The following is a 26,087-nucleotide window of genomic DNA, read 5'->3' on the forward strand; positions in this document are numbered from 1 at the left end:
CAGGCGGGAGTGGATCGCCATCGTTCGTCGGCACGCGCGGCTGTGCGTGCCGACTGAGCTGCGCGTCCGCGCGCTGAGGTCGGACGCGCTGGATCGCCTCATCGCGGGCGCCTCCAGTGCGGCCGTGCTGGCGCTCGCGCTGATGGTGCTGCTGTTCCAGCGCCCGATGGGAAAACCGGGCGACGTGGAAGCGTCGCCGCTGCGGCTGCGCTTCATCTTCCGCGAGCGCGCGTCTCCGGAGGTCCCAGCGGACTCCGCACGCGTCGACGCTGGCCCGCGTCGCGGCGGCACCACGCGTACGCCGCCCACGGCAGCGCCCATCCCGCCTGTCGTGCCGTCTATGCCGCGACAGGCCCACCTGCGGTTGTATGGTCGCGACGGACGCGTGCAGGTACCCGAAGGCATCGGTACGTCGCCCCCTGTTGCCGGGCGCCCGCCCGGGAGCGCGTCGGATGGGCGTCAGGCCAACGCGCGCGGGCCGTTCGATCGCGTCAATCCGGTCGAGTACCGCGAGACGCGCTTTGATCGCGTGTGGCGTGGGAAGGGCACGGCGGGCGACGTTGCGCTGGAGAATGCGCACGGCACGGTGACGGGCGGAGCGGTGAGCATCCCGCTCGGCACGGGCGACCAACCCGCGCGTGCACGACCGCCGCCGCCGGTGCGCTTCAATCCCGCCCTGCACGAACGGACCGCTGACCTGGGCAGCGACGCCACCGGCGATGCGTACAAGGCCGCGCCGATCGCCGAGGAACCCGCGCCGGGACTCGAAGGTGCCGCGAGTCGTGCCATCCGCGGGCAACTGGTGCTGCTCGGCCAGGACTTCGCCCACTGCAAGGCGTCGTTATTCGCCGAGTTCGCACGGCCGGTGCGCCTGCACCTGTCTCAGCTGGAGGGCATCGAGTACGCGTTCGCGCATGGGGCCGATCCCGTGCGCGCCGAACACCTGTTGCCGCGCGAGGCGGACATGGCCTACACCCTGGCGCGCCGCGCCTTGTGGCACGCCCGCAAGAAGCTGGCGTCCTGCGATCGTTGAACGCGCGTCAGGGCGTCGTAGGGTGGCCGGAACGCACGCGTGCGACGTGCTGCATGATGTCCACGAACGGCGCCACCCAGTACACGTCGGGATGGGCGGCCAGGTGGCGCAGCAAGGCCTCGTGCGCCTCGTTCGATACCGACAGGTAGTCGCCGCCGATGCCGTGGAAGGTGAAGCTGACCAGCGTGCCGCGTCGCGCGGCGTCTTCGACGCGCGCGATCAGCTGCTCGCCGGTGACCTCCACCGGCACGTCGACCGGCACCGCGGCCGGGTCGAGGCTCGCCATGTCGGCCACCACGCCGCCCTGGCCCCGCTTGATGCCGACGAAGTCCGATGCCACCGCTTCGACATAGTTGCCGTCCTGCGCCTGCATGTCGCCGCAGGGTACGGTCATCGTGCGCTCGGTACGTCCGTCCAGCGCCGCCAGCATGACATTGGCCAGCCGTACCTGGTCGGCCATCTGCGCGACGGTGGTCGTGTCGAGATCGCGATGCGCCGGCACCCAAGCCCGATCCGGCAGGGAAGAACGGCACTGATGGAACAGGCTGTGATTGCCGAGCTCATGGCCACGCCGCGCGGCGTCGACCCATGCCTGCCGGCGCGTGCGCAGCGTGTCCGATGCCAGCGTCAGATAGAAGCTGCCCTTCAGTCGGTGGCGGTCCAGTGCGGGAATCGCATGGTCCAACTGCGACGGCAGCGCATCGTCGTAGGCCAGGCTGACCGCCGCGCGCCTGCCGCCGGGCCATGCGAATGGCTCCGCGGCCACGGCCTGACCGGTCGCCAGCAGCAGCGCCAGCGTCCATCCGCATGCGAGGATGCGATGCAGGGCCATCGCGGCTCAGTTCACCAGCGTCTGGATCGCGCGCGCCGGGATCTTGACCACGGCCGAGGCCTGCCCGACATAGAAGTTGTACGCGATCTCCTTGTCGGTCGGATTCATCACCACCGTGGCCAGGCGTCCGTCCGGATTGACGAAAGAGGTCGCCAGCAGCGTGCTGCGGCTGGTGACGGTACTGACGCGGCGCGCTTCGGGGCGGATGAACTTCGAGAAGTGGCCGATGTAGTAGTAGCTGGGCGTGTAGATCAGCTCCCCGGTGCGGGTGTCGGCATGCAGCGGTGCGAAGCAGTAGTTGCCCACGTGGTTGGGGCCGCCCTTCTCGTCGAGCAGCATGTTCCAGTCGGTCCAACCCACGGCACCGTTGTTGAAGTCGTTGATCATCGACGTGCCGTAGCGTTCGGCGTTCGGCCAGTGCTGGTAGCGCGCAGGGTCGAACTTCTCCACCGCGGCCTCGGTCAGCAGTACCGGCTTGTCGGGAAAGGCCTCGGTCACCGCGGCCACGTTGCGGAACATCGGGTCGAAGCCCGCCCAGGTCTCGTACCAGTGGAAGCCCAGGCCCCACGCGTACTTTGCCGCCTCCGGATCGCCGAGGATCACCTGCGCGCGGTACAGCATCATGTCGCGGTTGTGGTCCCACACGATGATCTTCTTGTCGGCGAAGCCGGCCTTGTGCATCGTCGGGCCCAGGTAGTCCTTGAGGAAGTCGCGCTCTTCCTCCGCCGTGTAGAGCATCGACTCCCAGGTCTGGGTGGCCATCGGCTCGTTCTGCACGGTGATACCCCAGATCGGGATGCCTTCCTTCTCATAGGCCTGGATGAACTTGACGAAGTAGTTCGCCCACGCCTGGCGGTATTCGGGCAGCAGGGCACCGCCTTTCAGCATGTGCTTGTTAGTCTTCATGAAGGCCGGCGCGCTCCACGGGCTCGCGAACAGGGGCAGGTCGCCGCCCGCGGCCGCGATCGCCTGCTTGATCATCGGCAGGCGGGCCCGACGGTCGTGGTCGATCGAGAACGATGCCAGTGCCTTGTCGCCCTCGTTCACGTAGGTGTAGCTGGCGGAGCTGAAATCCGAACTGTGGATGGTGGTGCGCGCGAGCGAGTAGCCGATGCCGGCGTCCTTGTCGTAGTAGGCCTTCATGAACTCCGCGCGCTTCTCCGGCGACAGCGTGGCGTACACCTCGGCGGTCGAATCGGTGATCGCGCCGCCGATGCCCAGCACCGATTGGAAGCGCTTGGCGGGAGCGACGAAGACCGAGTTCTCGACTTCGGTCAGCTTGTGTCCGGCCTGGAGCGTCGCGGTGCCCGTCCTGGCCAGGCGCTGCCCGGTGTCCTGCGCAGTGGTGTAAATGGTGACGGTCGTCGACGAGGGCATGGGGGTCTCCCGGGGTTGCGCAGCATCGGCATGCGTCAGGCCGGCGGCCATCGTCGCGCCCAGCGCGACGGCGGCGAACATGCGGGTGGATTTCATCGTGGCGCCTCTCGAGGGTGGGGCCGGCGCCGGCCTCGGGAGGCCAGACGCGCGGTAGTTGACAGCGCTGTCATACCGTTGGTACATGTGAGTGTCAACCGCGAGCGGCGTGAAGCGGCAGAACGCGCGATGCAGTGCGCATCGCATCGTATCTCCATCTCAAGAATGTGTTGCTTTGCAACAACGATTTGCGCGCGTCGCACGTGGACGTTGGGGATCGGAGAGCCTTCGCTTGCGCAGGCGCGTGCCGTGGTTTCCAGGGACGTGGCGTCGCTGTCAGAATTCGGGGTCTGATCAGGAGGATGTGCGGAGTGGAGCGGGAGCAGCCGAATGCGTAGCCGGATCGAGGACGTGGCCGCCGCCGCCGGCGTATCCATGAAGACCGTATCGCGCGTGCTCAACAATGAGCCCAACGTGCGCGATGAGATGCGCCAGCGGGTCATGAAGGCAGTGGAGAAGCTGCAATACCGTCCCAACCTGTCCGCGCGCAGCCTCGCCGGGCAGCGGTCGTACGTCATCGCGCTGGTCTACAACAATCCGTCGCGCAATTACCTGATGGAGATCCAGAGCGGAATGCTGGAAGCCTGCCGCGACAACCACTACAACCTGGTGCTGGCCCCGGTCGGCTCGGCCAAGCAGCGCAAGGCCGAAGACCTCAAGGTGGTGTTCGAGCATTTCGCGCCCGACGGCGTCGTGCTGATCCCGCCGCTGACCGACGATCCGGCGGTGCTCGCGTTCCTCGAGCAGCACGACGTGCCTTTCGCCTGCATCGCGCCCAAGCATCCGCAGGACCGGATCGGGGTGGCGATGGACGAGACCGCCGCCGTGCTCGAACTGATGGCGGGGCTGGTCGCGCAAGGCCACCGCCGCATCGCCCACATCAAGGGGCCGCCTGCCCACGGGGCGTGCCAATGGCGCTTCAAGGGGTACCGCGACGCACTGCAGAGGGCGGGCCTGGACTACGACGAGGAACTCGTGGTGCAAGGCGCCTTCTCGTATGAATCCGGCATCGAAGCCGGCAACCGGCTGCTCGACCTCAAGCGGCCGCCCACGGCGATCTTCGCCGCCAACGACGACATGGCCGCCGGCGTCATCCGTGCGGCCTGCGAGCGCGGCCTGGCGGTACCCCGCGACATTTCGGTATGCGGGTTCGACGACACGCCGATCGCACGCCACATCTATCCCGCGCTGACCACGATCCGCCAGCCAACCTCCGAAATGGGGCGGCTGGCCACGCTCCAGCTGCTGGCCCGCATTCGCGCGGCGGACGCTGGCGGCATGGTGCACGTCGAGCACGAAGTGGTCTTCCGGGAGTCGACGCAGGCCCCCACGCGGCGCTGACGCCACGTTCCTTCCGTGTTGCCGGTCGTGGCCCTCGCAAGGCGGGGCCGCGCGCGAGGGTGTGCCGGGAGGGGAAATACCAATCGAAAACCTCCCGCGCGCTGGGTAGAAAAAATCTTCCATTCGATTGTTTCAAGTCGCGAATGGAAAACGATTTCAGCTGCGTCGCAGCATTGGCAATACAGCTGAAAACAAGGGGTTTTCTGCTCGGTCTGGCCCGAATCACTGAAAGTTGACAACGCTGTCAATCGCGCGTCCAATGCGCCCCAAGCAAGAGGGCAGGGGGCCTCGAGCACGTACGCCATTCGCAAAACAACACGCCATTCGTGAATTTCCGGAGAGGGGAAAGTCCATGAAGCAAGTGCAGTCCGTTCCAAGGAAGCGGGTGCTCACGTCCGCGTTGCTGATCGCCATGGCGGGTCCCGCCTGGGCACAGCAGGCCGATCCGCAAAGCACCACGCCACCGTCCACCACCGCGACCGAAGCCGATCCGACCACCCTGGACACGGTGGTGGTGAAGGGCATCCGCGCCAGCCTGCAGTCGTCGATGAACCTCAAGCGCGATGCGCAGGGCGTCGTCGACGGCATCGTGGCCGAAGACATCGGCAAGTTCCCCGATACGAACCTCGCCGAGTCGCTGCAGCGCATCAGCGGCGTGTCGATCGACCGGTCGCTCGGCGAAGGCGCGCGCGTGACCGTCCGCGGCGTGGGGCCTGACTTCAACCTGGTGTTGCTCAACGGCCGGCAGATGCCGGCGTCCAGCAACGCGGGCGGAGCCGGCGTATCGAATTCGCGTGCGTTCGATTTCGCCAACCTGGCGTCCGAATCGATTTCCGCCGTGGAGGTCTACAAGACCAGCCGTGCGCAAACACCGCCGGGCGGCATCGGCGCGACGATCAACATCAAGACGGCGCGGCCGCTGGATTCGGGCCCCATCGCGAACGTCGGCTTCAAGAGCGTCCACGACACGTCCAACGGCAACCTACCCGATTCCCTGCAGGGCAGCGACTTCACCGGCGAGCTGTCCGGCATCTTCAGCCAGACCTACGCCGATGGTCGGTTCGGCGTGGCGCTGAGCGGCAGCTACCAGGAGCGCGACTTCGGCTACAGCCAGGTGTCCGTGCCCAACGGCTGGCGGCCGTTCCGAGGCGACGAGAACAACTGGGGCACGATCCCGCAGCCGGGCACGCCGGGTTCGGAGAACATCACCAATCGGCCTGATCCGACCGATATCTATTCGGTCCCGCAGAACCTCAACTACAGCGTCAACGGCGTGCAACGCCAGCGCACCAACGGGCAGGTGACCCTGCAGTGGGCGCCGACCGATCGCGTTACGACGACGCTGGACTACACGTACTCCGAGAACAAGATCCAGCAGCAGCGGAACGAGCTGTCGGTCTGGTTCAACTACGGCCCTTCCGTCAGCTCCTGGACCGACGGTCCGGTGGCTGCGCCGTTGATCTACTCGGAAACCATCCCGGCGGCGAACAGCGACCTGTCGATGGGTGGCATGCGCCTGGCCAACGTCAACGAGAACAAGTCGCTCGGCTTCAACGTGGAGTGGGAAGTCAACGATTCCCTCAGCCTCGAACTCGACTACCACGACTCCTCGGCGGAAACCCGTCCCGACAGCCCGTGGGGCTCGGCAGGCGTGCTCGGCGTGGCGGCCTTCGTGCGCGGCACCACCACGGCGGACTTCAGCGGCGACTTCCCGGTGCTCACGGTGGCGCTGCCGACCGGGGTCACGGCGGTATCGCCCTCGCAGGCGCTGGTGACCGGCTCGGTCTTCCAGAACGCGTACACGAAGTCCGAGATCGAGCAGGTACAGGCGAGCGGCCGCTTCAAGTTCGGCGACTACTCGGGGTTGGATTTCGGCGTGTCTTCGACCGAGGTCAACAACCGCACGGCGTACGGCTTCATGCAGCGCGATACCTGGGGTGGCGTGGGCACCGCGGCGGACTATCCGGACGATATCTGGTTCGCGGACAACATGGGCCGCTACTTCGACGCGTTCTCCGGCCACAGCAGCCCCAACTTCACCGACACCTTCCTGCTGTTCGACTTCGACCGGCTGCGCGATCGCGCAGCCGAGCTGACCGGCCGTGACGACTGGTACCGGGCGCCGGACGCGTTCACGCGCGACCTGCGCACCGAGGAGAAGTCGCGGGGCGCCTACGTCCAGTGGAGCACCAGCTGGGATTGGTCGATGCCCTTCAACCTCGCCGTCGGCGTGCGCTACGAGAAGACGGAGATCACCTCGTCGGCGCTGGTGCCGACAGCGACCAGCGTGTCGTGGGGGGCGGCGAACGAACTCAACCTCGTCTTCGGCGATCCGACGTTCGCAACGCGCACGGGCGAGTACGACTACTTCCTGCCGAACCTGGACATGAGCCTGGAGCTCAGCGACAGCATGATCCTGCGCGGCAGCTACGGCCGCACCATCGGCCGGCCGGGCTGGGCGGACATCCAGGGCGGGCAGACGCTGGACCAGATCGTACGCGTGGATGGCGGTACGGGCTCGGTGGGCAATCCGGGGCTGGAGCCGCTGCTGTCCGACAACTTCGACCTGTCCTTCGAGTGGTACTACGGCGAATCGAGTTACTTCTCCGTGGGGTACTTCCGCAAGAACATCGAGAACTACATCGGCACCACCCAGGTCATCGATGTGGGCGGCAGCGATGGCGAGACGCCGTTCAACCTGCATACCCCCGTCGGTGGTGCGTACTGGAACGCCGCCCTGGCCAACGGCTGCCCGACCTCCGATGTGGTCTGCATCCGGAACTACATCTTCACCAACTTCAACGGCCAGCCCGGCGTCACCGCGACGGGCCAGGACAGCAACGGCAACTACACCGGCACCATCGTGGGGCAGCCCGGCGATCCGCTGGCGAACTTCCGCATCACCACGCCCGCCAACACGGGCTCCTCGACGCTGGATGGTTGGGAAATCAACCTCCAGCACGTCTTCGGGGATAGCGGCTTCGGTGTGTCCGCCAACTACACCATCGTCGACAGCCCGGATCTGAACTACAACAACTACCAGCTCGGCGACCAGTTCGCCCTGCTGGGGTTGAGCGATTCGGCCAACCTGGTGGCGTTCTACGACAAGTACAACTGGCAGATCCGTGCGGCCTACAACTGGCGCGACGAGTTCCTGTCCGGGCGCTTCGATGGTTCCGGCATCGCGAATCCGAACTACACCGAGGCTTACGGACAGTTCGACCTGAGCATCGGTTACGCGTTCAACGACCGCTTCTCGGTGCAATTCGAAGGCATCAACCTGACCGACGAGACGATCCGCATCCACGGACGCAACGATCGCCAGCTGCTGTACGCCACGCAGAACGGACCCCGCTACATGCTGGGATTCAGGTACAAGTTCAAATGAGCCAGGGTGTGGCCGGCAAACAGCCGGCTGCGTGGGGAAGGAGCCGCTGGTCGCCAGGGCTCCTTTTCCACTTGGATCGCGCGGAGCGGCCGGCGTAGCGGAGATACGGTTTGACTGATGCCATTGAACACGTGGTGATCCTCGGTGGCGGCTCCGCGGGCTGGCTGACCGCGGCGGTGCTGGCGGCCGAGCACAACACCGCATCGGGCGCGGGGCTGAAGATCACCCTGATCGAGTCGCCCGACGTGCCCATCATCGGCGTAGGCGAGGGCACGTGGCCGACGATGCGGGACACGTTGCGCCGGACAGGCGTGACGGAGACCGACTTCATCCGCGAATGCGACGGCGCCTTCAAGCAGGGCTCGAAGTTCGTGGGCTGGGCCGAGGGCCACGCCGGCGACTATTACTACCATCCCTTCGTGCTGCCGCAGGGGTTCCTCGAGACCAACGTGGTCGCCGGCTGGATGCAGCACCCGGAGATTCCGTTCGGGAAGCTGGTCAGCTTTCAGCCGCACCTGTGCGAAGCGGGCAAGGCGCCGAAGCAGTTCTCCACGCCGGAGTACGCGGCCGTCGCCAACTACGCGTATCACCTCGATGCGGGCAAGTTGGGCGTGTTCATGCGCAAGCATTGCATCGAGCGCTTGGGCGTGCGCCATGTGTCGGACCACGTGACGGGCGTCAATGCGCACGAGAATGGCGACATCGCATCCCTGCAGACGCGCGAGTCCGGTGCCATCGAGGGCGATCTGTTCGTCGACTGCACCGGCATGCGGGCGCTGCTGATCGGGCAGCACTGCGGGATCGCGATCGAGTCGATGAAGGACGTGCTGTTCAACGACCGCGCCATCGCATTGCAGGTGCCTTACGCCGATCCGCGGGTCGAGATCGCCTGCCAGACCATTTCCACCGCGCAGAGCAGCGGCTGGATCTGGGACATCGGCCTGCAGACGCGGCGCGGTGTCGGCCATGTCTACTCCAGCACCCACACCACGGACGAGGCGGCTGCCGAAGAGCTCCGCCGCTACGTCGTGGCGACCGGGGGGCGCGAGGAGGACATACGCACCTTGCCCACGATCACCATCCGGCCTGGCTTTCGCCGCGAGTCGTGGTCGCGCAATTGCGTGGCGATCGGCCTGTCGAGCGGCTTTATGGAGCCGCTGGAGGCATCCTCGCTGGTGCTGGTCGAACTGGCAGCCGGCATGTTGAGCGACCAGATGCCGGCGACGCGCTCGGCGATGGACGCGGTGGCGAAGCGTTTCAACGATGCGTTCTCGTACCGTTGGGACCGCGTGGTGGACTTTCTCAAACTGCATTACATCCTGACCCGCCGTACCGACACAGCGTACTGGCGCGACAACTGCCGGCCCGAAAGCATCCCGGACCGCCTGCAGGAGATGATGGCGCTCTGGCGCCACCAGCCGCCCACGCGCTACGACCTGCCTCGGGTGGAGGAAGTGTTTCCGTCGGCGAGCTACCAGTACATCCTCTACGGCATGGGCTTCCGGCCCGATCCGCGACCGCGCTCCCGGCGGATGGACGACGCGCGCCAGGCGGAGGGCTATTTCCGGGAGGCGGCCGACCTCACGCGCAAGATGCTGGCGGCGTTGCCCGGGCACCGCGAGATGCTCGATCATGTCATGACGCGCGGGATGCCCCGCCTGTGAGCCAGGCACGCCGCCGCGTCGATGACCCTGCCGTGCCGCGCTGACGGCACCCCAATCCGGATCCCACATGCCGAAGCACGTGCTGCTCAACAACATCGAACACGGCGCTCTCCGCGTCGACACCCGCCGCACGGCCGCCCTGGGCGACGATGTGATGTTCGCGCAGACGTTCCCGGCGGAGTTCCGCGACCTGCAGGCGCACTACCCCGTCGTGTTCCGCAAGGTGGCCGATGGCACGTTCCAGCCGATCGCACTGCTCGGGTTCAAGGAAGGGCAGAACCTGTTCCTGGGTGAGGACGGATGGGAGGCGACGTACGTACCGCTGGCGATCGAACGGCAGCCCTTCCTGATCGGACGCGACGGTGAGGAACTGCTGGTGCACGTGGACCTGGACAACCCGCGCATCGGCAGCGAACACGGCGAGCGCCTGTTCCGCGATCATGGAGGGACCACCGAATACCTCGACCGCATCAGTTCGGTGCTGCTGACGCTCCACAACGGACTGGAGGCGACGCCGCGCTTCGTCGATGCGCTGCTGCGCCACGAGCTTCTCGAATCCTTCGCGCTCGACGTCGAGCTGGACGATGGCTCGCTGAACCGCCTGGTCGGCTTTTACATCATCAACGAGGAGCGCCTGCGCGCGCTGGAGCCCGCCGCGCTTGCGGCCCTGCACCAGGCTGGGCACCTCGAGGCGATCTACATGGCGGTCGCCTCGCTGTCGCAGCTGCGTGCCCTCATCGAGCGGATGAACCGACGGCATGCCGCTCGCCGCTAAGCCCATCCGCGAGATCGTCAGCGCCGGACCGGAGACCCTGTCGGACGACGTGCTGGAGGGTGGCGTCCCCGTCGTGCTGAGAGGCGTGGCGAGCCACTGGCCGATGGCGCAGGCGGCCAGGGCGTCGGCCGAGGACGCCGTCGCCTACCTTCGCCGTTTCGAGGCGCGCGAGGCACCGCCGGTCGTGGCGACCGTGGGGCCGCCGGAGATCGAAGGCCGCTTCTTCTACAACGCGGACATGAGCGGCTTCAATTTCCGCCAGGAAAAGGTGCCCCTCGGCGTCGCGCTGAGCACGTTGCTGAAGTACGCGAACGACCCGCGGGCGCCCGCGATCTATGTCGGTTCGACCACGATCGACACCTGGCTGCCCGGCTTCCGTGCCGAGAACGATCTCGCCATGAGCCGCCGCGAGCCGCTGGCCAGCATCTGGATCGGCAACCGCACGCGCATCGCCGCGCATCAGGATGTGCCCGACAATCTGGCATGCGTGGTGGCCGGTCGCCGACGGGTGACGCTGTTCCCGCCGGAGCAGTTGTCCAATCTTTACATCGGGCCGCTGGACCACACGCCGGCGGGCCAGCCGATCAGCCTGGTGGACTTCGCCGCCCCCGATTTCACCCGGTTCCCCCGCTTCGAGCAGGCGCTCGCGCATGCGCAGGTGGCCGAGCTCGGGCCGGGCGACGCGGTATTGATTCCCAGCATGTGGTGGCACCACATGGAGGCGCTGGAACCGTTCAACGTGCTGGTGAACTACTGGTGGCGCCAGTCGCCGGCGTGGATGGATACGCCGATGAATGCGCTGATGCTGGCCATCATGACCGTGCGCGACCTGCCGCCGGCGCAACGCGCGGTGTGGGCGGACGTATTCCGCCACTATGTGTTCGAGGCTGGCGAGGCCACCATCGACCACATTCCCGAGGATGCCCGCCGCGTGCTCGGCCCGCTCGACGACCAGCGCGCCCGCAGCCTGCGTGCGCGCCTGCTGCAACGACTGAACCGCTGAGGACGCCGACCGCATGAACGAGACCACCGACAGCCACCAGAAGCAGATCCGGCGCGTCGTCATCGCCGGCGGGGGAACGGCGGGATGGATGGCGGCCGCGGCGCTGTCCAAGACCTTCGGCAAGGTACTGGACATCACCCTGGTCGAGTCGGAGGAAATCGGCACCGTCGGCGTCGGCGAAGCCACCATCCCGACGCTGGTCACCTTCCATCGCCTGCTCGAGATCAAGGAGCAGGAATTCATGGCGGCGGTGCAGGGCACCATCAAGCTCGGCATTTCGTTCGAGAACTGGCTCGACATCGGCCACCGGTACATCCACTCGTTCGGCATCAGCGGCAAGGATCACTGGTCTGCCGGGTTCCAGCATTTCTGGATGCGCGGACGGGAACTCGGCATCGCCAGCGGCTACGAGGACTATTGTTTCGAGCTCAAGGCGGCGCTCGAGGACCGGTTCGCGCACTTGCCGCGCGGCGGGATCAACTACGCGTACCACATGGACGCGAGTCTCTATGCCCGCTTCCTCCGTTCCTTCAGCGAACGCCACGGCATGCGGCGGGTCGAGGGCAAGATCGTCGAGGTCCAGACCGATGCGGCGTCCGGCAACATCACCGCGCTCAAGCTCGCGGACGGCGCGGTGATCGAAGGCGACTTGTTCATCGATTGCACCGGCTTCCGCGCGCTCCTGATCGGGAAGACGCTGAACGTCGGTTACGAGGACTGGTCGCACTGGTTGTTCAACGACAGCGCACTCGCCACCCAGACCACGGCCGTCCGCGACGCGGTGCCCTACACGCGCGCGATCGCGGGCACGGCGGGATGGCAGTGGCGCATTCCCCTGCAGCATCGTGTCGGCAACGGCATCGTGTACTCCAGCCGCTACATCAGCGATGACGAGGCCAAGCACGAATTCCTGTCCAGCCTGGAAGGCGAAGTCATCAAGGATCCGTGGCCCATCCGCTTCCGGCCCGGCAGGCGCTTGAAATGCTGGTACAAGAACTGCGTGGCGCTTGGCCTCGCCGGGAGCTTCATCGAGCCGCTCGAGTCCACGACGATCCACCTGATCCAGCGGGGCATCGTCCACCTGCTGCGCATGTTCCCGCGCGTGATTGCTCAAACCGAGGTCGACCAGTACAACGCGCAGCTCGATGCCGAGCTGCAGCACGTGCGCGACTTCGTGGTGCTGCACTACACCCTGACCAACCGCCGGGATACGCCCTATTGGGAGGCGATCTCGCACATGCCCATTCCCGAGACGCTGCTCCATCGCATCAAACTCTTCCGCGAGACGGGACACGTGTTCCGCGTGCCCGACGAGCTCTTCGCCGAGAATTCGTGGATCCAAGTGATGATGGGCCAAGGCGTGTCGCCCCGGCAGTACCACCGCACCGCCGATGTCATGGAGGAGGCGGACCTGCGGCGTTTCCTGGACGACATCCGGCGCCAGGTGCTGGGATCGGTACAGCAGATCCCGGCGCACATGGACTACCTGCGCAGCTACTGTCCCGCACCCAAGCCTTGATCGCGGTGCCGGCGCATGGCCTATGCTGCCGCCATGAGCGATCCCCGTCTCGAAGACTTCATCGCGGCCCATCGCCGCTTGTTCGTGCTGACCGGCGCCGGGTGCAGCACCGGTTCCGGCATTCCCGATTACCGGGACGAGCAGGGCGCGTGGAAGCGCACGCCGCCGGTGACCTACCAGGCGTTCGTGGGCGACGTCGCCACGCGCCAGCGTTACTGGGCCCGTAGCCTGCTGGGCTGGCCGCGGATCGCGGAAGCGCGACCGAATGCGGCGCATCGCGCGCTGGCGACCCTGGAAGCACAGGGCCGCTGCGAGCAGTTGCTGACCCAGAACGTCGATGGCCTGCACCAGGCCGCGGGCAGCCGCGCGGTGATCGACCTGCACGGCCGCCTGGACGAGGTCGTCTGCCTGGGGTGCGGGAGGCGGTCGTCGCGTGCGCGCCTGCAGGAGCGCCTGAGGGAGGCCAATCCGGGATGGGCCGGGCTGGCGGCCGCCGCCGCGCCCGACGGCGATGCCGACCTTGAAGGGCGGGACTTCACCGCGTTCGACATCCCGGCGTGCGACGCGTGCGGCGGCATGTTGAAGCCCGATGTCGTCTTCTTCGGCGAGAACGTACCGCGCGAGCGCGTGCAGACCGCAATGGCGCAGCTCGCGCGCGCCGACGCGATGCTCGTGGTGGGCTCGTCGCTGATGGTCTACTCGGGCCTGCGCTTCGTGCATGCCGCGGTGCGCGACCACACGCCGGTGGCGGCGGTGAATCTGGGACGCACGCGGGCCGACGATCTGCTGCGGTTCCGGGTGGCCGCACCGTGCGGCGAGGCGCTGGCGTTCCTGCTGGACGACACGCGCCGCAGCGTCATCCCGCCGGCGATTGCAGGCTGAGCCAGCGCTCCAGCGAATGCGGCGACAGCGGCCGCGAGACGTAGTAGCCCTGCAGGATGTCGCAGTTCAGCGAGGCGAGTACCTCACGCTGCGCCTGGTTCTCCACGCCTTCCGCCACCACCTTCAGCGACAGGCTCTCGCCGATGCGCAGGATGGAGGTCGTCAGCGCGCGCGCCGATTCGCTGTGCTCGAGGTCGCGCACGAAGCTCATGTCGAGCTTGAGTTCGCTGATGGGCAGACGGTGCAGGTGGCTGAGGCTCGAGTAGCCGGTACCGAAATCGTCGATCGACAGGCGCACGCCCATGCGATGGATCGCGTCGATGTTGGCCAGCACTTCGGGCTTCTGGGCCAGCATGACGCTTTCGGTCACCTCCACCATCAACTCGTCGGGCGAGAGGCCGCATTTGCCGAGCACGTTGCCGATGAAGACGGGCAGGTCCTGCTGTTCGAAGTTGATCGCCGACAGGTTCACGGATACGCGCGGCACCGGCACGCCGCGACGACGCCAGTCCGCCATCTGCGTGCAGGCTTCCTCCAGCGTCCACCGGCCGAGGTCGTCGATCAGCCCGCATTCCTCGGCCATCGGCACGAAGGTACCGGGCGAGATCTCGCCGATTTCCGGGTGCCGCCAGCGCAGCAGGGCTTCCACCCCGTGCAGGCATGTGTCGTCGTCCATCCCGACCTGCGGCTGGTAGTGCAGGCGCAACTGGCCGCTGCGCACGGCTTCGCGCAGGGCATTCTCCAGGGCCAGTCTTTCCTGCATGGCCTGGTTCATCTCCAGGCTGTAGAAGACGATGCGCGCCCCGCCTTCGGACTTGGCGCGATACATCGCGATGTCGGCGTGGCGCACCAGCGAGTCCACGTCCCAGCCGTCGCTCGGGAACATCGCCACGCCCACGCTGGCTTGCGGCGCCAGCATCATGCGGCCGGCGTTGACCGGTTGCGACAGGCGCGCCATCAGCCGGTCGGCGAGGTTGGCGGCGTCTTCGGCATCGTAGTCGGGCACGGCGAGCACGAATTCATCGCCCGCCAGGCGCGCGACCACGTCGGCCTCGCGCAGTTCGCCGCTCAGGCGCCGGGCCAATTCGCGCAGCAGGGTGTCGCCTGCGGTGTGGCCCTGCGTATCGTTGACGATCTTGAAGCGGTCGATGTCGATGAACAGCAGCGCCACGGCGCTGTCCCGTCGCGCGGCGTCCAGCAGCATCTGCTCGACCTTGTTGTTGAACAGCGCCCGATTGGGCAGGCCGGTCAAGGTGTCGAAGAACGACAGCTGGTGCATGCGCGCCCGCGCGCGCTCGCGCTCCATCGCCAACGCACAGAGATGCAGGCAGACATCGACCACGCGCTGATGGAACTCGTCCGGCGCGCGGTTCTCCCAGTAGTACAGCGCGAAGGTGCCTAGCACGCGGCCGTCGTGGCCCTTGATCGGACTGGACCAGCAGGCGCGGATGCCGAGCGCGAGGAACGGCGCCTTGTAGGCCTGCCAACGCGGGTCGCGCTCGATGTCGGTGCATTCCACCGGCTGTCCGCTCCACGCGGCGGAGCCGCAGGCGCCCACCATCGGACCGGCGCGCTCGCCATTGATGGCGTGGGCGATGTGGTCGGGCAGGCTGGGCGCGGCGAGCACGCGGAGGTGGCCGTAATCGTCGAGCGCGATCACCGAGGCCACCGCCTCGGGCATGACCTTCTCCACTTCGCGGCAGACCAGCGCCAATACGTCCTGCAACGGCTGTTCGCGGACGATCGCGCCGAGCACCTTGCGGTGCAGTTCTTCGTGCAGCTTGCTGTGCGTGATGTCGGTGTAGACGCCCAGCAGGTAACGCGTGCCGCGGTCGCCGTCGAACACCGGATTCACCACCGCCGAGATCCACAGCGGCACGCCGTTCTTGGCGTAGACGAGCAGTTCGGTGCGGTAGCCCTGTTGCGCATTCAACTGCCCGCGCACCCATTCGACGGTCTCCGGATCGGTATGCGGCCCGGCGAGGAAATCGCTGGGTCGGCGTCCCACGACTTCGTCAAGGCTATAGCCGAGCATCCGGGTGAAGCCCTGGTTGATGTAGGTGATGTGCGCGTCGTCGTCGCAGACCACCACGGCATTGTCGCTGTGGTCGATGATCCAGGACACATCGGGTTCGGCAGACGCGGAAAAGGCAGGCATGGCGATGGCAGTGGGCCTCACGGTCGCGTCTTCCCCAAGAACGTTATCCGTCGGATGGTCCGGGTTTGCCACGGCAGTCCCTGCTAAGCCGCCCCGGGGTGGGGCCATACGAAACGGTATCGGCCCCGGATCACGGCACTTTACCCGAACTTGCCCGTCGCACGCGGGGTTCGGCGCATGCAAACGGTTCCATGCGAACCGCCTGATCGAGGCGCTGCCGATGTACCGCTGGCGTGTGAGCGTCCAGTGCCCGCAACAACGGGACTGGGCGACGCATCGGGCTGACGCACCGGCGTCACGAAGCCCGCCTAGGCTTGCCGCCCGCATGACGGGGGATCCAGGCATGAAGAAAATCGGCACGGGGCTGGCATTGATGGTGGCCCTGACAGCGTGTGGGCAGGCGCCCGAACCGGCGTCGGGGGAGGGGGCGTCCGTGGCATCCGCGCAGGCGGTGTCGCCCGACAGCATCGACGATGCAGGAACGCCTTACGCACGCGCGGCACGTGCGTTGGCCGAGCAGCGGATGATGTCGCCGGCCGGCGACAACGCGATCGAACACTACTTGGCGGCCCGCGAAGACGCGGCCGAGGCTACGCGTGCGCAGACGGCCTTGGCCGAACTGCAGCCCTATGTCCTGATCGCCGCCGAGCAGGCCATCGCGCGTGGCGATGCCGCCGAAGCGGTGCGATTGCGGGGGTTGATCGAGCGGATCGATGCGCGCGCGCCCGCGTTGCCCCGCTTGCGCACGGGTATTGCGGCGCTCCAGCGCGAACAGGCCGCGCAGGCGACGATCGCAGCGCTCGAAACACCGCCGCCCTCGGTGACGGTCGCGCCGCGCCCGACGGTCGTTCCGCCACCGCCCGTGGTGGCGAGCGAACCTGCGCCTGCATCCGTCATCGCGTCCGCGACCGTCCGCGCTGCGCCACCTCCCGCACCGGCCGTGGTCGAGGCGCCGTCACCTTTACCGACCACCGCCCGTGCCGAGCCGGTGATCCGCACGCCCCGCCTGGTGCAGGACGCCCAGCCGCGCTATCCGCTGCCGGCATTGCGCGCGCGCATCGAAGGCCAGGCCGAAGTCGCCTTCACCATCCAGCCCGACGGCCGCGTGCGCGATGTGCGCCTGCTGTCGTCGACGCCGGCGGGGCTGTTCGACGCCTCCGCGCTGGCCGTGGCGCAACGCTGGCGCTTCGAACCAGCGGACAGGCCCATGCGTCGCAGCGCACGGTGCGGTTCCGCCTGCCGGCCGAGTCGCAGGGCGGCACGGACTGATTGGTATCCGCGCCGCCCTGCGGCGAGAATGGCGGCATGACGACCTCCCATGCCCCGCTTCTCGAAACCGTCGAACAGGACACCGGTCCTTCCCCCCAGTGGTCCGTGCTGTGGCTGCATGGTCTGGGTGCCGACGGCCATGACTTCGCCCCGCTCGTGCCGGAAGTGGTGAGGCCAGGCTGGCCCGCGCTGCGCTTCGTGTTCCCGCATGCGCCGGTACGCGCGGTGACGATCAACAACGGCGTGCGCATGCGCGCCTGGTACGACATCGTGGGCATGGACTTCCCGACCCGCGCCGACAGCGCCGGCATCGAAGAGTCGCTCCTGCAGGCGGATGCGCTGATCGAACGCGAACACGCGCGCGGCATCCCACCGGAGCGGCTGCTGCTGGCGGGCTTCTCGCAAGGGGGCGCCATCACCCTGGCCGCCGGCCTGCGCCGGCAGGTGCCCCTGGCCGGACTGATCGCGCTGTCCACCTACCTGCCGGGCGCCTCGCAGGCGGCCTCGCACCTGGCCGCGGCAGCCACCGCGCAGCCCGTCTTCATGGCCCATGGCGTCGGCGACCCGGTTATCCCGCTGGTCCATGCCGAACAGAGCGCCCGCACGCTGGGGGAGCTGGGCTTCGACGTGGCCTGGCACCGGTATCCGATGGCGCACCAAGTATGCGCCGAGGAAATCCGTGACCTGGGTGACTGGATGGCGCAGCGGTTTGCGTTGTAATCCGCATGCGTCCCCACCCGGGTGACGCATGGCGCCGCCATGGGTAACCTAGGCCACGGGGGATCACGCCAACGTTCATCGAGGACGCCTTTGCCGTGAAAGTGGTCATTGCCGACGACGAACCCCTCGCCCGCGAACGCCTGCGCGCGTTGCTCGCCGAGCATGCCGGCGTCGACGTGGTCGCCGAGGCCGAGAACGGCCTGGATGCGCTGCAGGCCTGCTCGCAGCACCGGCCTGACATGGTGCTGCTCGACATCGCCATGCCGGGCGTGGACGGACTGGAAGCGGCGCGGCACCTGGCCGCCTTCGATCCGCGGCCGGCGGTGGTGTTTTGCACGGCCTACGACGAACACGCACTCTCGGCCTTCGAAGCCGCGGCGATCGACTACCTGATGAAGCCGATCCGCGCCGAACGGCTCGCCGCCGCGCTGGAACGCGCACGCACGTTCATCGCCGGGCGCGAGACCCAGGCGCCGGTCGCCTCGAACAGCCAGCCGCGCACCCACCTGTGCGCGCGCCTGCGCGGCAGCCTGCGCCTGATCCCGGTCGACGAGGTGCATTACCTGCAGGCGGAGGAGAAGTACGTGGTGGTGCACCACGCGCGCGGCGAGGACCTGATCGAGGAGTCGCTGAAGTCGCTGGAGGAGGAATTTGGCGGGCGCTTCGTGCGCATCCATCGCAACTGTCTGGTCGCGCGGCACGAACTGGTGGAAATCAAGCGCGTCGGCGATGGCCACGTGCAGGCCATCCTGCGCCATGGCAAGGCTCCTCTCGAGGTCAGCCGACGCTGCGTGGCCGGCCTGCGCGAAACCGTCAAGACGCTCTGAGCCCCCCGGCTCCGCATGCGGGATAATGCCCGCATGACCACGCTGCGCATCGCCACCCGCAAGAGCCCGCTCGCCCTCTGGCAGAGCGAACACGTCGCCGACCGCCTGCGCGCCACCCACCCGGGTCTGCTCGTCGAGCTCGTGCCGATGAGCACGCGGGGCGACGAAGTGCTGGACCGCTCGCTGGCCGCCATCGGCGGCAAGGGCCTGTTCCTCAAGGAACTGGAACTGGCGATGCTGCGCGGCGAAGCCGATTGCGCCGTGCATTCGTTGAAGGACGTGCCCATGGAGCTGGAAGGTCCGTTCGCGCTGCCGGCGATCCTGCCGCGCGCCGATCCGGCGGACGCCTTCGTCTCCAATCACTACGACGGCATCGCCGCGTTGCCGCACGGCGCGCGCGTGGGGACGTCGTCGCTGCGCCGGCAGGCGCAGTTGCGCGCGCTGCGGCCGGATCTGCAACTGCTCGACCTGCGCGGCAATGTCAACACGCGCCTGGCCAAGCTCGATGCCGGCGACTACGACGCCATCGTGCTGGCGTGCGCGGGTTTGCAGCGCCTGGGCTTCGATGCGCGCATTCGTGTTCGCCTGCAAGCCCCGGAATGGTTGCCCGCGCCGGCGCAGGGCGCGATCGCGGTGGAATGCCGCGCCGAAGATCCTGCCGTGCATGCGCTGTTCGCGCCGTTGGACGATGCCGCCACCCGCATGTGCGTGGAAGCGGAGCGGGCGATGAATCGGGCGCTGCATGGCAGCTGCCATGTGCCGGTCGCGGCTTTCGCGCAGCGCGAAGGCGATGTTCTCGTGCTGGCCGGCCTTGTAGGTTCTGCCGCCGAGGGGCAGGTGCTCCGTGCAGAAGGTCGTGGCGATCCTGGTGACGTGGAGGCGCTCGGGCGCCGCGTCGCCGCACAACTGCTGGAACAGGGCGCGGGCGCGTTCCTCGCCTGAGCGGCCTTACTTGAAGCGGTAGACCACGTTCATCGTGGTCAGGGTATCGGTCTTCTTGATGTCGGTGGCCACGTCGCTGTTGTGGCGCGCCTGCCAGCCCGCCTTCAGGGCGAGATGCGAATTCATCGTCACCGACACGCCCAGGTCGTTCTGCGCGAAGGTGTTGTACTGGCCCGATTCCACCAGCAGCTTGTTGACGATCTCGGTGCTGTCGGTGAGCGCATAGCGCATGTCGATCAGGCCACGGCCGATGACGCTGGCCTCGGTGCGCCCGTCCACGGTGTCGTAAGCGCGGCGATAGCCGGGTCCGACCTGCAGGTCCAGGTGGGCGCGTTCGTTTTCGATCACCCGGTTGCCGTAGCTGAGACTGAGCGACTGCTGGCGGCTGTAGGTGCCGAAGTCGTCTTCCTCGTGGCGCAGCGCGGTGTTGAGCGTGCCGCGTCCCTCCATCAGGTAGGCGCTGTTGGCGTTGACCGTATAGCGGTTCGCGGTGGTCCGGGTGTCGCGCACGACGCTGCCGTCGTCGTTTGTGCGGGTGTATTCCGAGCGCGAATGCAGCCCGAACAGGCTGGCGCTGTGGCGCCAGGCGCCGCCGTCGGTGTAGGTCAGGTCCAGGCGGCCGTTGAAGCTTTCGGTATTGCTGTTGCCGCTGGCGGCCGCGAAGCCCAGTTCGCCGCCGCCGGTCAGCGTGGGCGCGGGCGGCGGTGGCGCGGGCGGGGTTTCCGGGATTGGCCGCACCGCCATGGCCACCACCGGCACGAGCGTGCTGGCCTCCTTGCCGAAGGTCTTGGAGGTCTTGCTCGCGTCGACCTTCTCGTTGCGCGGGAGCAGCACATCGGCGGCCAGGGCCGGCGAGGCCAGTGCGGCGAGCAAGGCAAGCGTCAGCAGGGAGGAGGGCACGGACGGGGACATGGGGCCTCGGGGGAGGTGTAAACGGTTACATGGTAGGCGCCACCCGCCGGAGTCACAAGCCAAGTGCTTGTTCCGATTCAGGTTTGCGACATGGATTGTGGCATGGATGCAGCGCCCGACGGCGACTCCCGTCACGTTTGCAACACCCGCCGGCGGCGCTTTCCATGCGGTGTTCACGGAGGCGTCTCGATGGTGATCGCCGGATCGTCATAGCGCGAGTAGGTCTGCACGACGGTGTAGACGCGCCCCTCGTTGTCGGTGCCCTCGTGACGCAGCCGCAGCGGCAGGCCTCCGGGCCCGATCCAGTACTCGAAGGCCACCGGGTCCGGCACAGTGTTGCGGACCCGATAATGCCGGGCGGACATGCCGTCGATCTCCGTTTCCCCGAGGAACTCGGCCGCCAGCCCCTGCTGGGCTTGCTGGAGTTTCAGCGGGTCGCGCCATGGCGCCAGCGTTTCGGGCGGCAGCGGTACCCGTGTGGTGCGGCCATCGACCTGCATGTAAAGCACGTTGCCGATGACGGTCTGCGTGCCGGTCGGCAGGGTGATGCGGTATCGGTCCGGCGCCACGTACTCCATGTCGCTGGTCATCGGGTGCGCGCCTTCGAGTTCCATCCGGGCATGGAAGCTGCGCGCATCCAGGAAGCGATGCATCGAGGCCTTCACCTCGGCCACCGCGTCGGACGCCGCACCCCGTGCCGGGACCGACTTGGCCGCGGGCGCCGCCGCGGTATCCACCGGCGCCGGGCGCTGGCAGGCCGCCACGGCGAGCAGCAGGACGAAGGACAGCGACAACGCAGCGGAGCGCGGAGGCATGGCGATGGACCTTGTAGAAGGGGCGACGCCTTGGGTCCGTGCGTTGAGGGCGGCCCGGCGGCGAGTACACGCCGGGACGCCTGGCACCGCACGAGCCCAAGACGCCGCCGGCGCTCGTCCCCTGTATTCCGCCCAACGGCAGGCGGGCGGTGAAAACGGCCACCCGTCGGCGATAATCCGACCACGCCCCCTGCCGTGCCCCCCATGGACAAGATCGAACGCATCACCGCCCTGCACCGCATCCTCAAGGCGGCCCGCTACCCGGTCACGGTGAAGCGGCTGCAGGAAGAGCTCGGTTGCTCGCGCGCCACGGTCTACCGAGACCTGGCCTACCTGCGCGACGCGCTGATGGCGCCGATCGAAGGCGACGGCGAGGCCGGCTTCCGCTACCACGCCGCGGAGAGCGAGCGCTTCGAGCTGCCGGGCCTGTGGCTGAGTTCGGAAGAACTGTACGCGCTGCTGGCGGCGCAGCAGTTGCTCGTGCGCACCGGTGGCGGCGTGCTGTCGGGCGCGTTGGCGCCGTTGCAGAAGCGCATCGAAGGCCTGCTGGCCGACCACGCCGGCGTGTCGCAGTGGCCGGTCGACCGCGTGCGCGTCATCCCGCATCGCGGCCGCAAGCTGGACGAAGCCAGCTTCCGCACCGTCGCCTCGGCGGTGCTGGAACGCAAGCAGCTGCAGTTCGAATACCGCGCGCGTTCCACCGACGAGCGCACGCGCCGCACGGTGTCCCCGCAGCGCATCACCCATTACCGCGACAACTGGTACCTGGACGCGTGGGACCACGAACGTAACGCGTTGCGCAGCTTCGCCGTCGACCGCGTGGGCAACGCGCGGCTGGCCGAAGAGCCCGCGCGCGACCTCCCCAATGAGGAGCTCAACCAGCACCTGGCGTCGAGCTACGGCATCTTCTCGGGCGAGCCGAAGGGCTGGGCGACGATCCTGTTCAGCGCCAAGGCCGCGCGCTGGGTCGCCGACGAGCAGTGGCATTCCAAGCAGCAGGGTCGCCACCTGCCCGACGGCCGCTACGAGCTGAAGATCCCGTACAGCGTCTCCCGCGAACTGCTGATGGACATCCTGCACTACGGCGCCGATGCCGAGATCCTCGAGCCGGCCGTGCTGCGCGAGCAGGCGAAGGCGCTGCTGGAACTGGCGCTGTCGAACTACGAGAAGAAATAGCGCCGTTGCCTTTGTGGGAGCGACGTCAGTCGCGAAGTTCCGGCATGGCCCAGTCTGCCGTCGCGACTGACGTCGCTCCCACAAGTTCGCCGATGCCGATGGCGTTTACGGCCCCTTCGGTTCCCCGAATCCCGGCGCGCCCACCTGGGCAGGCACCTGCGGCACACGGACCAGCTGGCGGGCGTTGATGCCGTGATCGCGCGCCTTCTTCACCAGGTCCTGGTACAGCGCGTCGTCCATCACCGGGTCGCGGGCGAGGATCCAGCCCATGTCGCGGCCCGGGTAGTCGATCAGCGCCCAGGAATAGTCCGGCGCCACGTCCACGATGCGCCACTTCGCCGGCACGACGCCGACGAACCACAGCGTCCATTCGCGGTTGCCGGAGGCTTCCTTCACCGAGGCACGGGCTTCGCGCACCTGTTCGGGCTGCTCGAAGCCTTCGCGGTAGTGATAGGCCACGCCGACCTTGTCGCTGTCGCGGAACGCGTATTCGTAACGCGCCGCGACATGGCCGCGCTCGGCGAAGTAGGGGATATGCGCGACCACATGCCACGTGCCCATGAAGCGGGGCAGGTCCACCGCCGCGGGACCCTGCGACACTTCGCCACGGCTGGCGCAGCCGGCAGCGGCCGCCAGCAGGCAGGCGAAGAGGGCGAAACGGACCACGCGGTGAATCGACGCCATGGGCATGTGGGACTCCTTCCTCCCCGTCATACGGACACGCTAGTCATCAGGATGCGACGGCGATGTTAACCGGGGATGTCGCAACCCGTGAGATGCGCGTGCGCGACTGTGACGCGGTGCCGACATCAACTCACGGGAGTCACTCGCCATGTTCACCACATCATTCTCGTCGTCCCGCCCGCTCGCTTCCGATCGTCCCGACGCTGCACTGGACCGCGTGCTGCGGCGCGCGGTGCTGACGGGCCTGGTGCTGGTGCTGCTGGTCCCGCTAGCGCGCGTGAGCACCGAGGCGCTGGGCTGGCTTCCGCTGTGGCTGGTGGGCATGCCGGCCGCGGCGTGGTGGGCACTGCACCGCTTCCGCCTGCCGGCGGCCGTGCGGCGCATCCGGTCCCATGGGCGCCGCCGCCCGCCGCAGGCCCGTCGCCTGCGGGCGCGCGCCACCGGCCTGGCCCGGGTGGCCTGACCTTCGGCATGGGGTGGCCTCCGGGCCTTGTGCTAGCGTGACATGTTCATGAACTGCACCTCCGGAGCCACCCTCGATGCCCAGACTCACCCATGCCTGCCTGGCCGCCGGCCTTGCCGTTGCGGGCGCACTGTCCGCCCCTGTCCATGCGAAGGAGGCTGACGTGTCCAACGACCCGTACGCGTGGCTGGAAGACGTCGAAGGCCAGAAACAGCTCGACTGGGTGAAGGGCGTCAACGCCAAGGCCGAGGCCGAGATCGCCTCGACCCCGGCCTTCAAGCAGCTGGAAGCGGACATCCGCGCCATCCTCGACTCCGACGCCAAGATTCCCGGCGTGCAGAAGATCGGCGACTTCTACTACAACTTCTGGAAGGACAAGCAGCACGAGCGCGGCGTCTGGCGCCGGACCACGCTGGCCGAATACCGCAAGGCGCAGCCGCAGTGGGAGACCGTGCTGGACCTGGACGCGCTGAACAAGGCCGAGGGCAAGAACTGGGTCTGGCACGGCGCCGACTGCCGCAAGCCGGACTACACGCGCTGCCTGATCGCGCTGTCGCGCGGCGGCGCCGACGCCGACGAGACCCGCGAGTTCGACCTGGTCAACAAGGTCTTCCTGAAGGACGGCTTCTACCGTCCCGAAGCTAAGGGCGCGCTGGGCTGGAAGGATGCCGACACCGTCTACGTCTACAGCGACTTCGGCGCCGGCAGCCTGACCAGCTCGGGTTACCCGCGCATCGTCAAGGAGTGGAAGCGCGGCACCCCGCTGGCCTCGGCCGCGGTGGTGTACGAAGGCACCGCCGAAGACATGTACATCGCCGCGTTCCACGACGATACGCCGGGCTTCCAGCGCGATTTCGTCAGTCGCACCATCGCCTTCTACAACGATGAGCTGTACCTGCGCGGCGCCGACGGCAAGCTGGTCAAGATCGACGCTCCGAATTCGGCCAACAAGGGCGTGCACAAGGCATGGCTGACGCTGGAACTCCGCGAGCCGTGGACCGTGGGCGGCAAGACCTACGCCGCGGGCAGCCTGCTGGCAACGAAGTTCGATGACTTCATGGCCGGCAAGCGCGACTTCGACGTGCTGTTCGCCCCGACCGACAAGACCTCGCTGGCCGGCTTCACGTGGACCAAGAACCACCTGGTGCTCAACGTGCTGGAGGACGTGAAGAACCGCCTGAGCGTGCTCACGCCGTCGGCATCGGGCTGGAAGACCAGTGCCTTCGTCGGCGCGCCGTCGTTCGGCACCGTCGGCGTCAGCGACGTCGACAGCGACGACAGCGACGCGGTGTGGCTGACCGTCACCGACTACCTGACCCCGACCACGCTGTCGCTCGCCGAGATCGGCAAGCAGCCGGAGCAGCTGAAGTCGATGCCGGCCTTCTTCGATGCCGCGGGCAAGAAGATCGAACAGCACTTCGCCACGTCCAAGGACGGCACCAAGGTGCCGTACTTCCTGGTCCGCCCGGAGGGCCTGAAGTACGACGGCAGCACGCCGACCCTGCTGTACGGCTACGGCGGCTTCGAGATCTCGCTGACCCCCGGCTACTCCGGCGGCGTCGGCAAGGGCTGGCTGGAGAAGGGCGGCGTCTATGCCGTGGCGAACATCCGCGGCGGTGGCGAATACGGTCCGCGCTGGCACCAGGCCGCGCTGAAGGCCAACCGCCACAAGGCCTACGAGGACTTCGCGGCGGTCGCGCAGGACCTGGTCGCCCGCAAGATCACCTCGCCCAAGCACCTGGGCATCCAGGGCGGCAGCAACGGCGGCCTGCTCACCGGCAACATGCTGACCCAATACCCGGAGCTGTTCGGTGCGGTGGTCGTGCAGGTGCCGCTGCTGGACATGAAGCGCTACAGCCACCTGCTGGCCGGGGCCTCGTGGATGGCCGAGTACGGCAACCCCGACACCGCCGATTGGGAATTCATCAAGACCTTCTCGCCGTACCACCTGTTCGACGCGAAGAAGGAGTACCCGCCGACGCTGTTCATGACCTCCACCCGCGATGACCGCGTCCACCCGGGCCACGCCCGCAAGATGGCGGCCAAGATGCTGGAGGCCGGCAAGGACGTGCGCTACTACGAGAACATCGAAGGTGGCCACGGCGGCGCGGCGAACAACGCGCAGGCCGCCCACATGAGCGCGCTGGCCTACACCTTCCTCTGGCAGCAGCTGGCCAAGTAAGCGTCCGACGCCCCTCTCCGGAGGGGCGT

Annotated in this window: 21 protein-coding genes; 15 read left to right on the forward strand and 6 right to left on the reverse strand. The window is 67.6% G+C overall.

The genetic code is table 11. From position 1 onward, the window contains the following. The first annotated feature begins 46 nt into the window (after nucleotides 1–46). Nucleotides 47–1,033, forward strand: coding sequence for a hypothetical protein (locus AC23D6_RS02435; protein ID WP_487751253.1), 987 nt, complete (start codon nucleotides 47–49; stop codon nucleotides 1,031–1,033). Nucleotides 1,034–1,040: 7 nt separating this feature from the next. Here AC23D6_RS02435 and AC23D6_RS02440 read toward each other — a convergent pair whose 3' ends face one another. Next, nucleotides 1,041–1,865, reverse strand: a complete 825-nt coding sequence (locus AC23D6_RS02440) for a polysaccharide deacetylase family protein (protein ID WP_487751254.1) — start codon at nucleotides 1,863–1,865, stop codon at nucleotides 1,041–1,043. A 6-nt stretch (nucleotides 1,866–1,871) separates the two neighbouring features. Then, nucleotides 1,872–3,338: a glycoside hydrolase family 30 protein gene (locus AC23D6_RS02445; RefSeq protein WP_487751255.1), complete on the reverse strand. Its 1,467-nt coding sequence runs from the start codon at nucleotides 3,336–3,338 to the stop codon at nucleotides 1,872–1,874. 330 nt (nucleotides 3,339–3,668) lie between these two features. On the opposite strand from AC23D6_RS02445, the gene AC23D6_RS02450 reads away from it, so the two are divergent. The 7 genes from AC23D6_RS02450 to AC23D6_RS02480 all read left to right on the forward strand — a co-directional run bounded on the left by AC23D6_RS02450 (nucleotide 3,669) and on the right by AC23D6_RS02480 (nucleotide 13,910). Beyond that, nucleotides 3,669–4,679 (forward strand): LacI family DNA-binding transcriptional regulator, encoded by a 1,011-nt coding sequence (locus AC23D6_RS02450; protein ID WP_487751256.1) that lies wholly within the window; start codon nucleotides 3,669–3,671, stop codon nucleotides 4,677–4,679. 352 nt (nucleotides 4,680–5,031) lie between these two features. Further along, nucleotides 5,032–8,067 (forward strand): TonB-dependent receptor, encoded by a 3,036-nt coding sequence (locus AC23D6_RS02455; protein WP_487751257.1) that lies wholly within the window; start codon nucleotides 5,032–5,034, stop codon nucleotides 8,065–8,067. A 110-nt stretch (nucleotides 8,068–8,177) separates the two neighbouring features. Further along, nucleotides 8,178–9,731 (forward strand): tryptophan halogenase family protein, encoded by a 1,554-nt coding sequence (locus AC23D6_RS02460; RefSeq protein WP_487751258.1) that lies wholly within the window; start codon nucleotides 8,178–8,180, stop codon nucleotides 9,729–9,731. Nucleotides 9,732–9,798: 67 nt separating this feature from the next. Beyond that, nucleotides 9,799–10,506 carry a SapC family protein gene (locus AC23D6_RS02465; RefSeq protein ID WP_487751259.1) on the forward strand — a complete coding sequence of 236 codons (708 nt, stop codon included), beginning with the start codon at nucleotides 9,799–9,801 and terminating at the stop codon, nucleotides 10,504–10,506. After that, nucleotides 10,490–11,509, forward strand: a complete 1,020-nt coding sequence (locus AC23D6_RS02470) for a cupin-like domain-containing protein (RefSeq protein WP_487751260.1) — start codon at nucleotides 10,490–10,492, stop codon at nucleotides 11,507–11,509. Before AC23D6_RS02465 ends, AC23D6_RS02470 begins: the two co-directional genes overlap by 17 nt. Before the next feature lie 13 nt (nucleotides 11,510–11,522). Continuing rightward, complete coding sequence (locus AC23D6_RS02475) at nucleotides 11,523–13,028, forward strand: tryptophan halogenase family protein (protein WP_487751261.1); 1,506 nt, start codon at nucleotides 11,523–11,525, stop codon at nucleotides 13,026–13,028. A gap of 33 nt (nucleotides 13,029–13,061) precedes the next feature. After that, on the forward strand, nucleotides 13,062–13,910 hold the full coding sequence (locus AC23D6_RS02480) for an NAD-dependent protein deacetylase (protein WP_487751262.1): 849 nt from the start codon (nucleotides 13,062–13,064) through the stop codon (nucleotides 13,908–13,910). On the opposite strand, the gene AC23D6_RS02485 is transcribed toward AC23D6_RS02480, so the two are convergent. Continuing rightward, entirely contained in the window at nucleotides 13,885–16,068 is a 2,184-nt protein-coding gene (locus AC23D6_RS02485) for a sensor domain-containing protein (protein WP_487751263.1), read from the reverse strand. The genes AC23D6_RS02480 and AC23D6_RS02485 overlap by 26 nt on opposite strands. A 343-nt stretch (nucleotides 16,069–16,411) precedes the next feature. On the opposite strand from AC23D6_RS02485, the gene AC23D6_RS02490 reads away from it, so the two are divergent. The 4 genes from AC23D6_RS02490 (at nucleotide 16,412) to hemC (ending at nucleotide 19,826) form a co-directional block, all read left to right on the forward strand. Further along, on the forward strand, nucleotides 16,412–17,377 hold the full coding sequence (locus AC23D6_RS02490) for an energy transducer TonB (protein WP_487751264.1): 966 nt from the start codon (nucleotides 16,412–16,414) through the stop codon (nucleotides 17,375–17,377). After that, entirely contained in the window at nucleotides 17,374–18,057 is a 684-nt protein-coding gene (locus AC23D6_RS02495; RefSeq protein ID WP_487751265.1) for an alpha/beta hydrolase, read from the forward strand. Before AC23D6_RS02490 ends, AC23D6_RS02495 begins: the two co-directional genes overlap by 4 nt. A 95-nt stretch (nucleotides 18,058–18,152) precedes the next feature. Next, nucleotides 18,153–18,884, forward strand: a complete 732-nt coding sequence (locus AC23D6_RS02500; protein ID WP_487751266.1) for a LytR/AlgR family response regulator transcription factor — start codon at nucleotides 18,153–18,155, stop codon at nucleotides 18,882–18,884. Nucleotides 18,885–18,917: 33 nt separating this feature from the next. Further along, entirely contained in the window at nucleotides 18,918–19,826 is a 909-nt protein-coding gene (gene hemC, locus AC23D6_RS02505) for a hydroxymethylbilane synthase (RefSeq protein ID WP_487751267.1), read from the forward strand. 6 nt (nucleotides 19,827–19,832) lie between these two features. On the opposite strand, the gene AC23D6_RS02510 is transcribed toward hemC, so the two are convergent. Further along, the gene (locus tag AC23D6_RS02510; protein ID WP_487752554.1) at nucleotides 19,833–20,570 is read right to left on the reverse strand and encodes a DUF481 domain-containing protein; all 738 of its coding nucleotides are present in this window, start codon (nucleotides 20,568–20,570) and stop codon (nucleotides 19,833–19,835) included. Between the two features lie 341 nt (nucleotides 20,571–20,911). Continuing rightward, entirely contained in the window at nucleotides 20,912–21,553 is a 642-nt protein-coding gene (locus AC23D6_RS02515; protein ID WP_487751268.1) for a hypothetical protein, read from the reverse strand. 204 nt (nucleotides 21,554–21,757) lie between these two features. Between AC23D6_RS02515 and AC23D6_RS02520 the strand changes: the two genes are divergently transcribed. Next, complete coding sequence (locus AC23D6_RS02520; protein ID WP_487751269.1) at nucleotides 21,758–22,729, forward strand: helix-turn-helix transcriptional regulator; 972 nt, start codon at nucleotides 21,758–21,760, stop codon at nucleotides 22,727–22,729. A gap of 105 nt (nucleotides 22,730–22,834) precedes the next feature. Here AC23D6_RS02520 and AC23D6_RS02525 read toward each other — a convergent pair whose 3' ends face one another. Next, a complete protein-coding gene (locus AC23D6_RS02525; RefSeq protein ID WP_487751270.1) occupies nucleotides 22,835–23,419 on the reverse strand; it encodes a lipocalin family protein in 585 nt (194 codons plus the stop codon). Between the two features lie 142 nt (nucleotides 23,420–23,561). Between AC23D6_RS02525 and AC23D6_RS02530 the strand changes: the two genes are divergently transcribed. Both AC23D6_RS02530 and AC23D6_RS02535 read left to right on the forward strand, forming a co-directional pair. Further along, nucleotides 23,562–23,876 carry a hypothetical protein gene (locus AC23D6_RS02530; protein ID WP_487751271.1) on the forward strand — a complete coding sequence of 105 codons (315 nt, stop codon included), beginning with the start codon at nucleotides 23,562–23,564 and terminating at the stop codon, nucleotides 23,874–23,876. A 76-nt stretch (nucleotides 23,877–23,952) separates the two neighbouring features. Further along, the gene (locus tag AC23D6_RS02535; RefSeq protein ID WP_487751272.1) at nucleotides 23,953–26,058 is read left to right on the forward strand and encodes a prolyl oligopeptidase family serine peptidase; all 2,106 of its coding nucleotides are present in this window, start codon (nucleotides 23,953–23,955) and stop codon (nucleotides 26,056–26,058) included. The last annotated feature ends 29 nt before the right edge of the window (nucleotides 26,059–26,087 follow it).

This window comes from Pseudoxanthomonas sp. G3, from assembly GCF_057654715.1.

Coding starts and splice junctions, on each gene's coding strand:
- AC23D6_RS02530 (WP_487751271.1), top strand. CDS start 23,562: ATGTTCACCACATCATTCTCGTCGTCCCGCCCGCTCGCTTCCGATCGT.
- AC23D6_RS02445 (WP_487751255.1), bottom strand. CDS start 3,338: ATGAAATCCACCCGCATGTTCGCCGCCGTCGCGCTGGGCGCGACGATG.
- AC23D6_RS02455 (WP_487751257.1), top strand. CDS start 5,032: ATGAAGCAAGTGCAGTCCGTTCCAAGGAAGCGGGTGCTCACGTCCGCG.
- AC23D6_RS02450 (WP_487751256.1), top strand. CDS start 3,669: ATGCGTAGCCGGATCGAGGACGTGGCCGCCGCCGCCGGCGTATCCATG.
- AC23D6_RS02520 (WP_487751269.1), top strand. CDS start 21,758: ATGGACAAGATCGAACGCATCACCGCCCTGCACCGCATCCTCAAGGCG.
- AC23D6_RS02515 (WP_487751268.1), bottom strand. CDS start 21,553: ATGCCTCCGCGCTCCGCTGCGTTGTCGCTGTCCTTCGTCCTGCTGCTC.
- AC23D6_RS02480 (WP_487751262.1), top strand. CDS start 13,062: ATGAGCGATCCCCGTCTCGAAGACTTCATCGCGGCCCATCGCCGCTTG.
- AC23D6_RS02440 (WP_487751254.1), bottom strand. CDS start 1,865: ATGGCCCTGCATCGCATCCTCGCATGCGGATGGACGCTGGCGCTGCTG.
- AC23D6_RS02470 (WP_487751260.1), top strand. CDS start 10,490: ATGCCGCTCGCCGCTAAGCCCATCCGCGAGATCGTCAGCGCCGGACCG.
- AC23D6_RS02535 (WP_487751272.1), top strand. CDS start 23,953: ATGCCCAGACTCACCCATGCCTGCCTGGCCGCCGGCCTTGCCGTTGCG.
- AC23D6_RS02465 (WP_487751259.1), top strand. CDS start 9,799: ATGCCGAAGCACGTGCTGCTCAACAACATCGAACACGGCGCTCTCCGC.
- AC23D6_RS02510 (WP_487752554.1), bottom strand. CDS start 20,570: ATGGCGGTGCGGCCAATCCCGGAAACCCCGCCCGCGCCACCGCCGCCC.
- AC23D6_RS02485 (WP_487751263.1), bottom strand. CDS start 16,068: ATGCCTGCCTTTTCCGCGTCTGCCGAACCCGATGTGTCCTGGATCATC.
- AC23D6_RS02475 (WP_487751261.1), top strand. CDS start 11,523: ATGAACGAGACCACCGACAGCCACCAGAAGCAGATCCGGCGCGTCGTC.
- AC23D6_RS02525 (WP_487751270.1), bottom strand. CDS start 23,419: ATGCCCATGGCGTCGATTCACCGCGTGGTCCGTTTCGCCCTCTTCGCC.
- hemC (WP_487751267.1), top strand. CDS start 18,918: ATGACCACGCTGCGCATCGCCACCCGCAAGAGCCCGCTCGCCCTCTGG.
- AC23D6_RS02490 (WP_487751264.1), top strand. CDS start 16,412: ATGAAGAAAATCGGCACGGGGCTGGCATTGATGGTGGCCCTGACAGCG.
- AC23D6_RS02495 (WP_487751265.1), top strand. CDS start 17,374: ATGACGACCTCCCATGCCCCGCTTCTCGAAACCGTCGAACAGGACACC.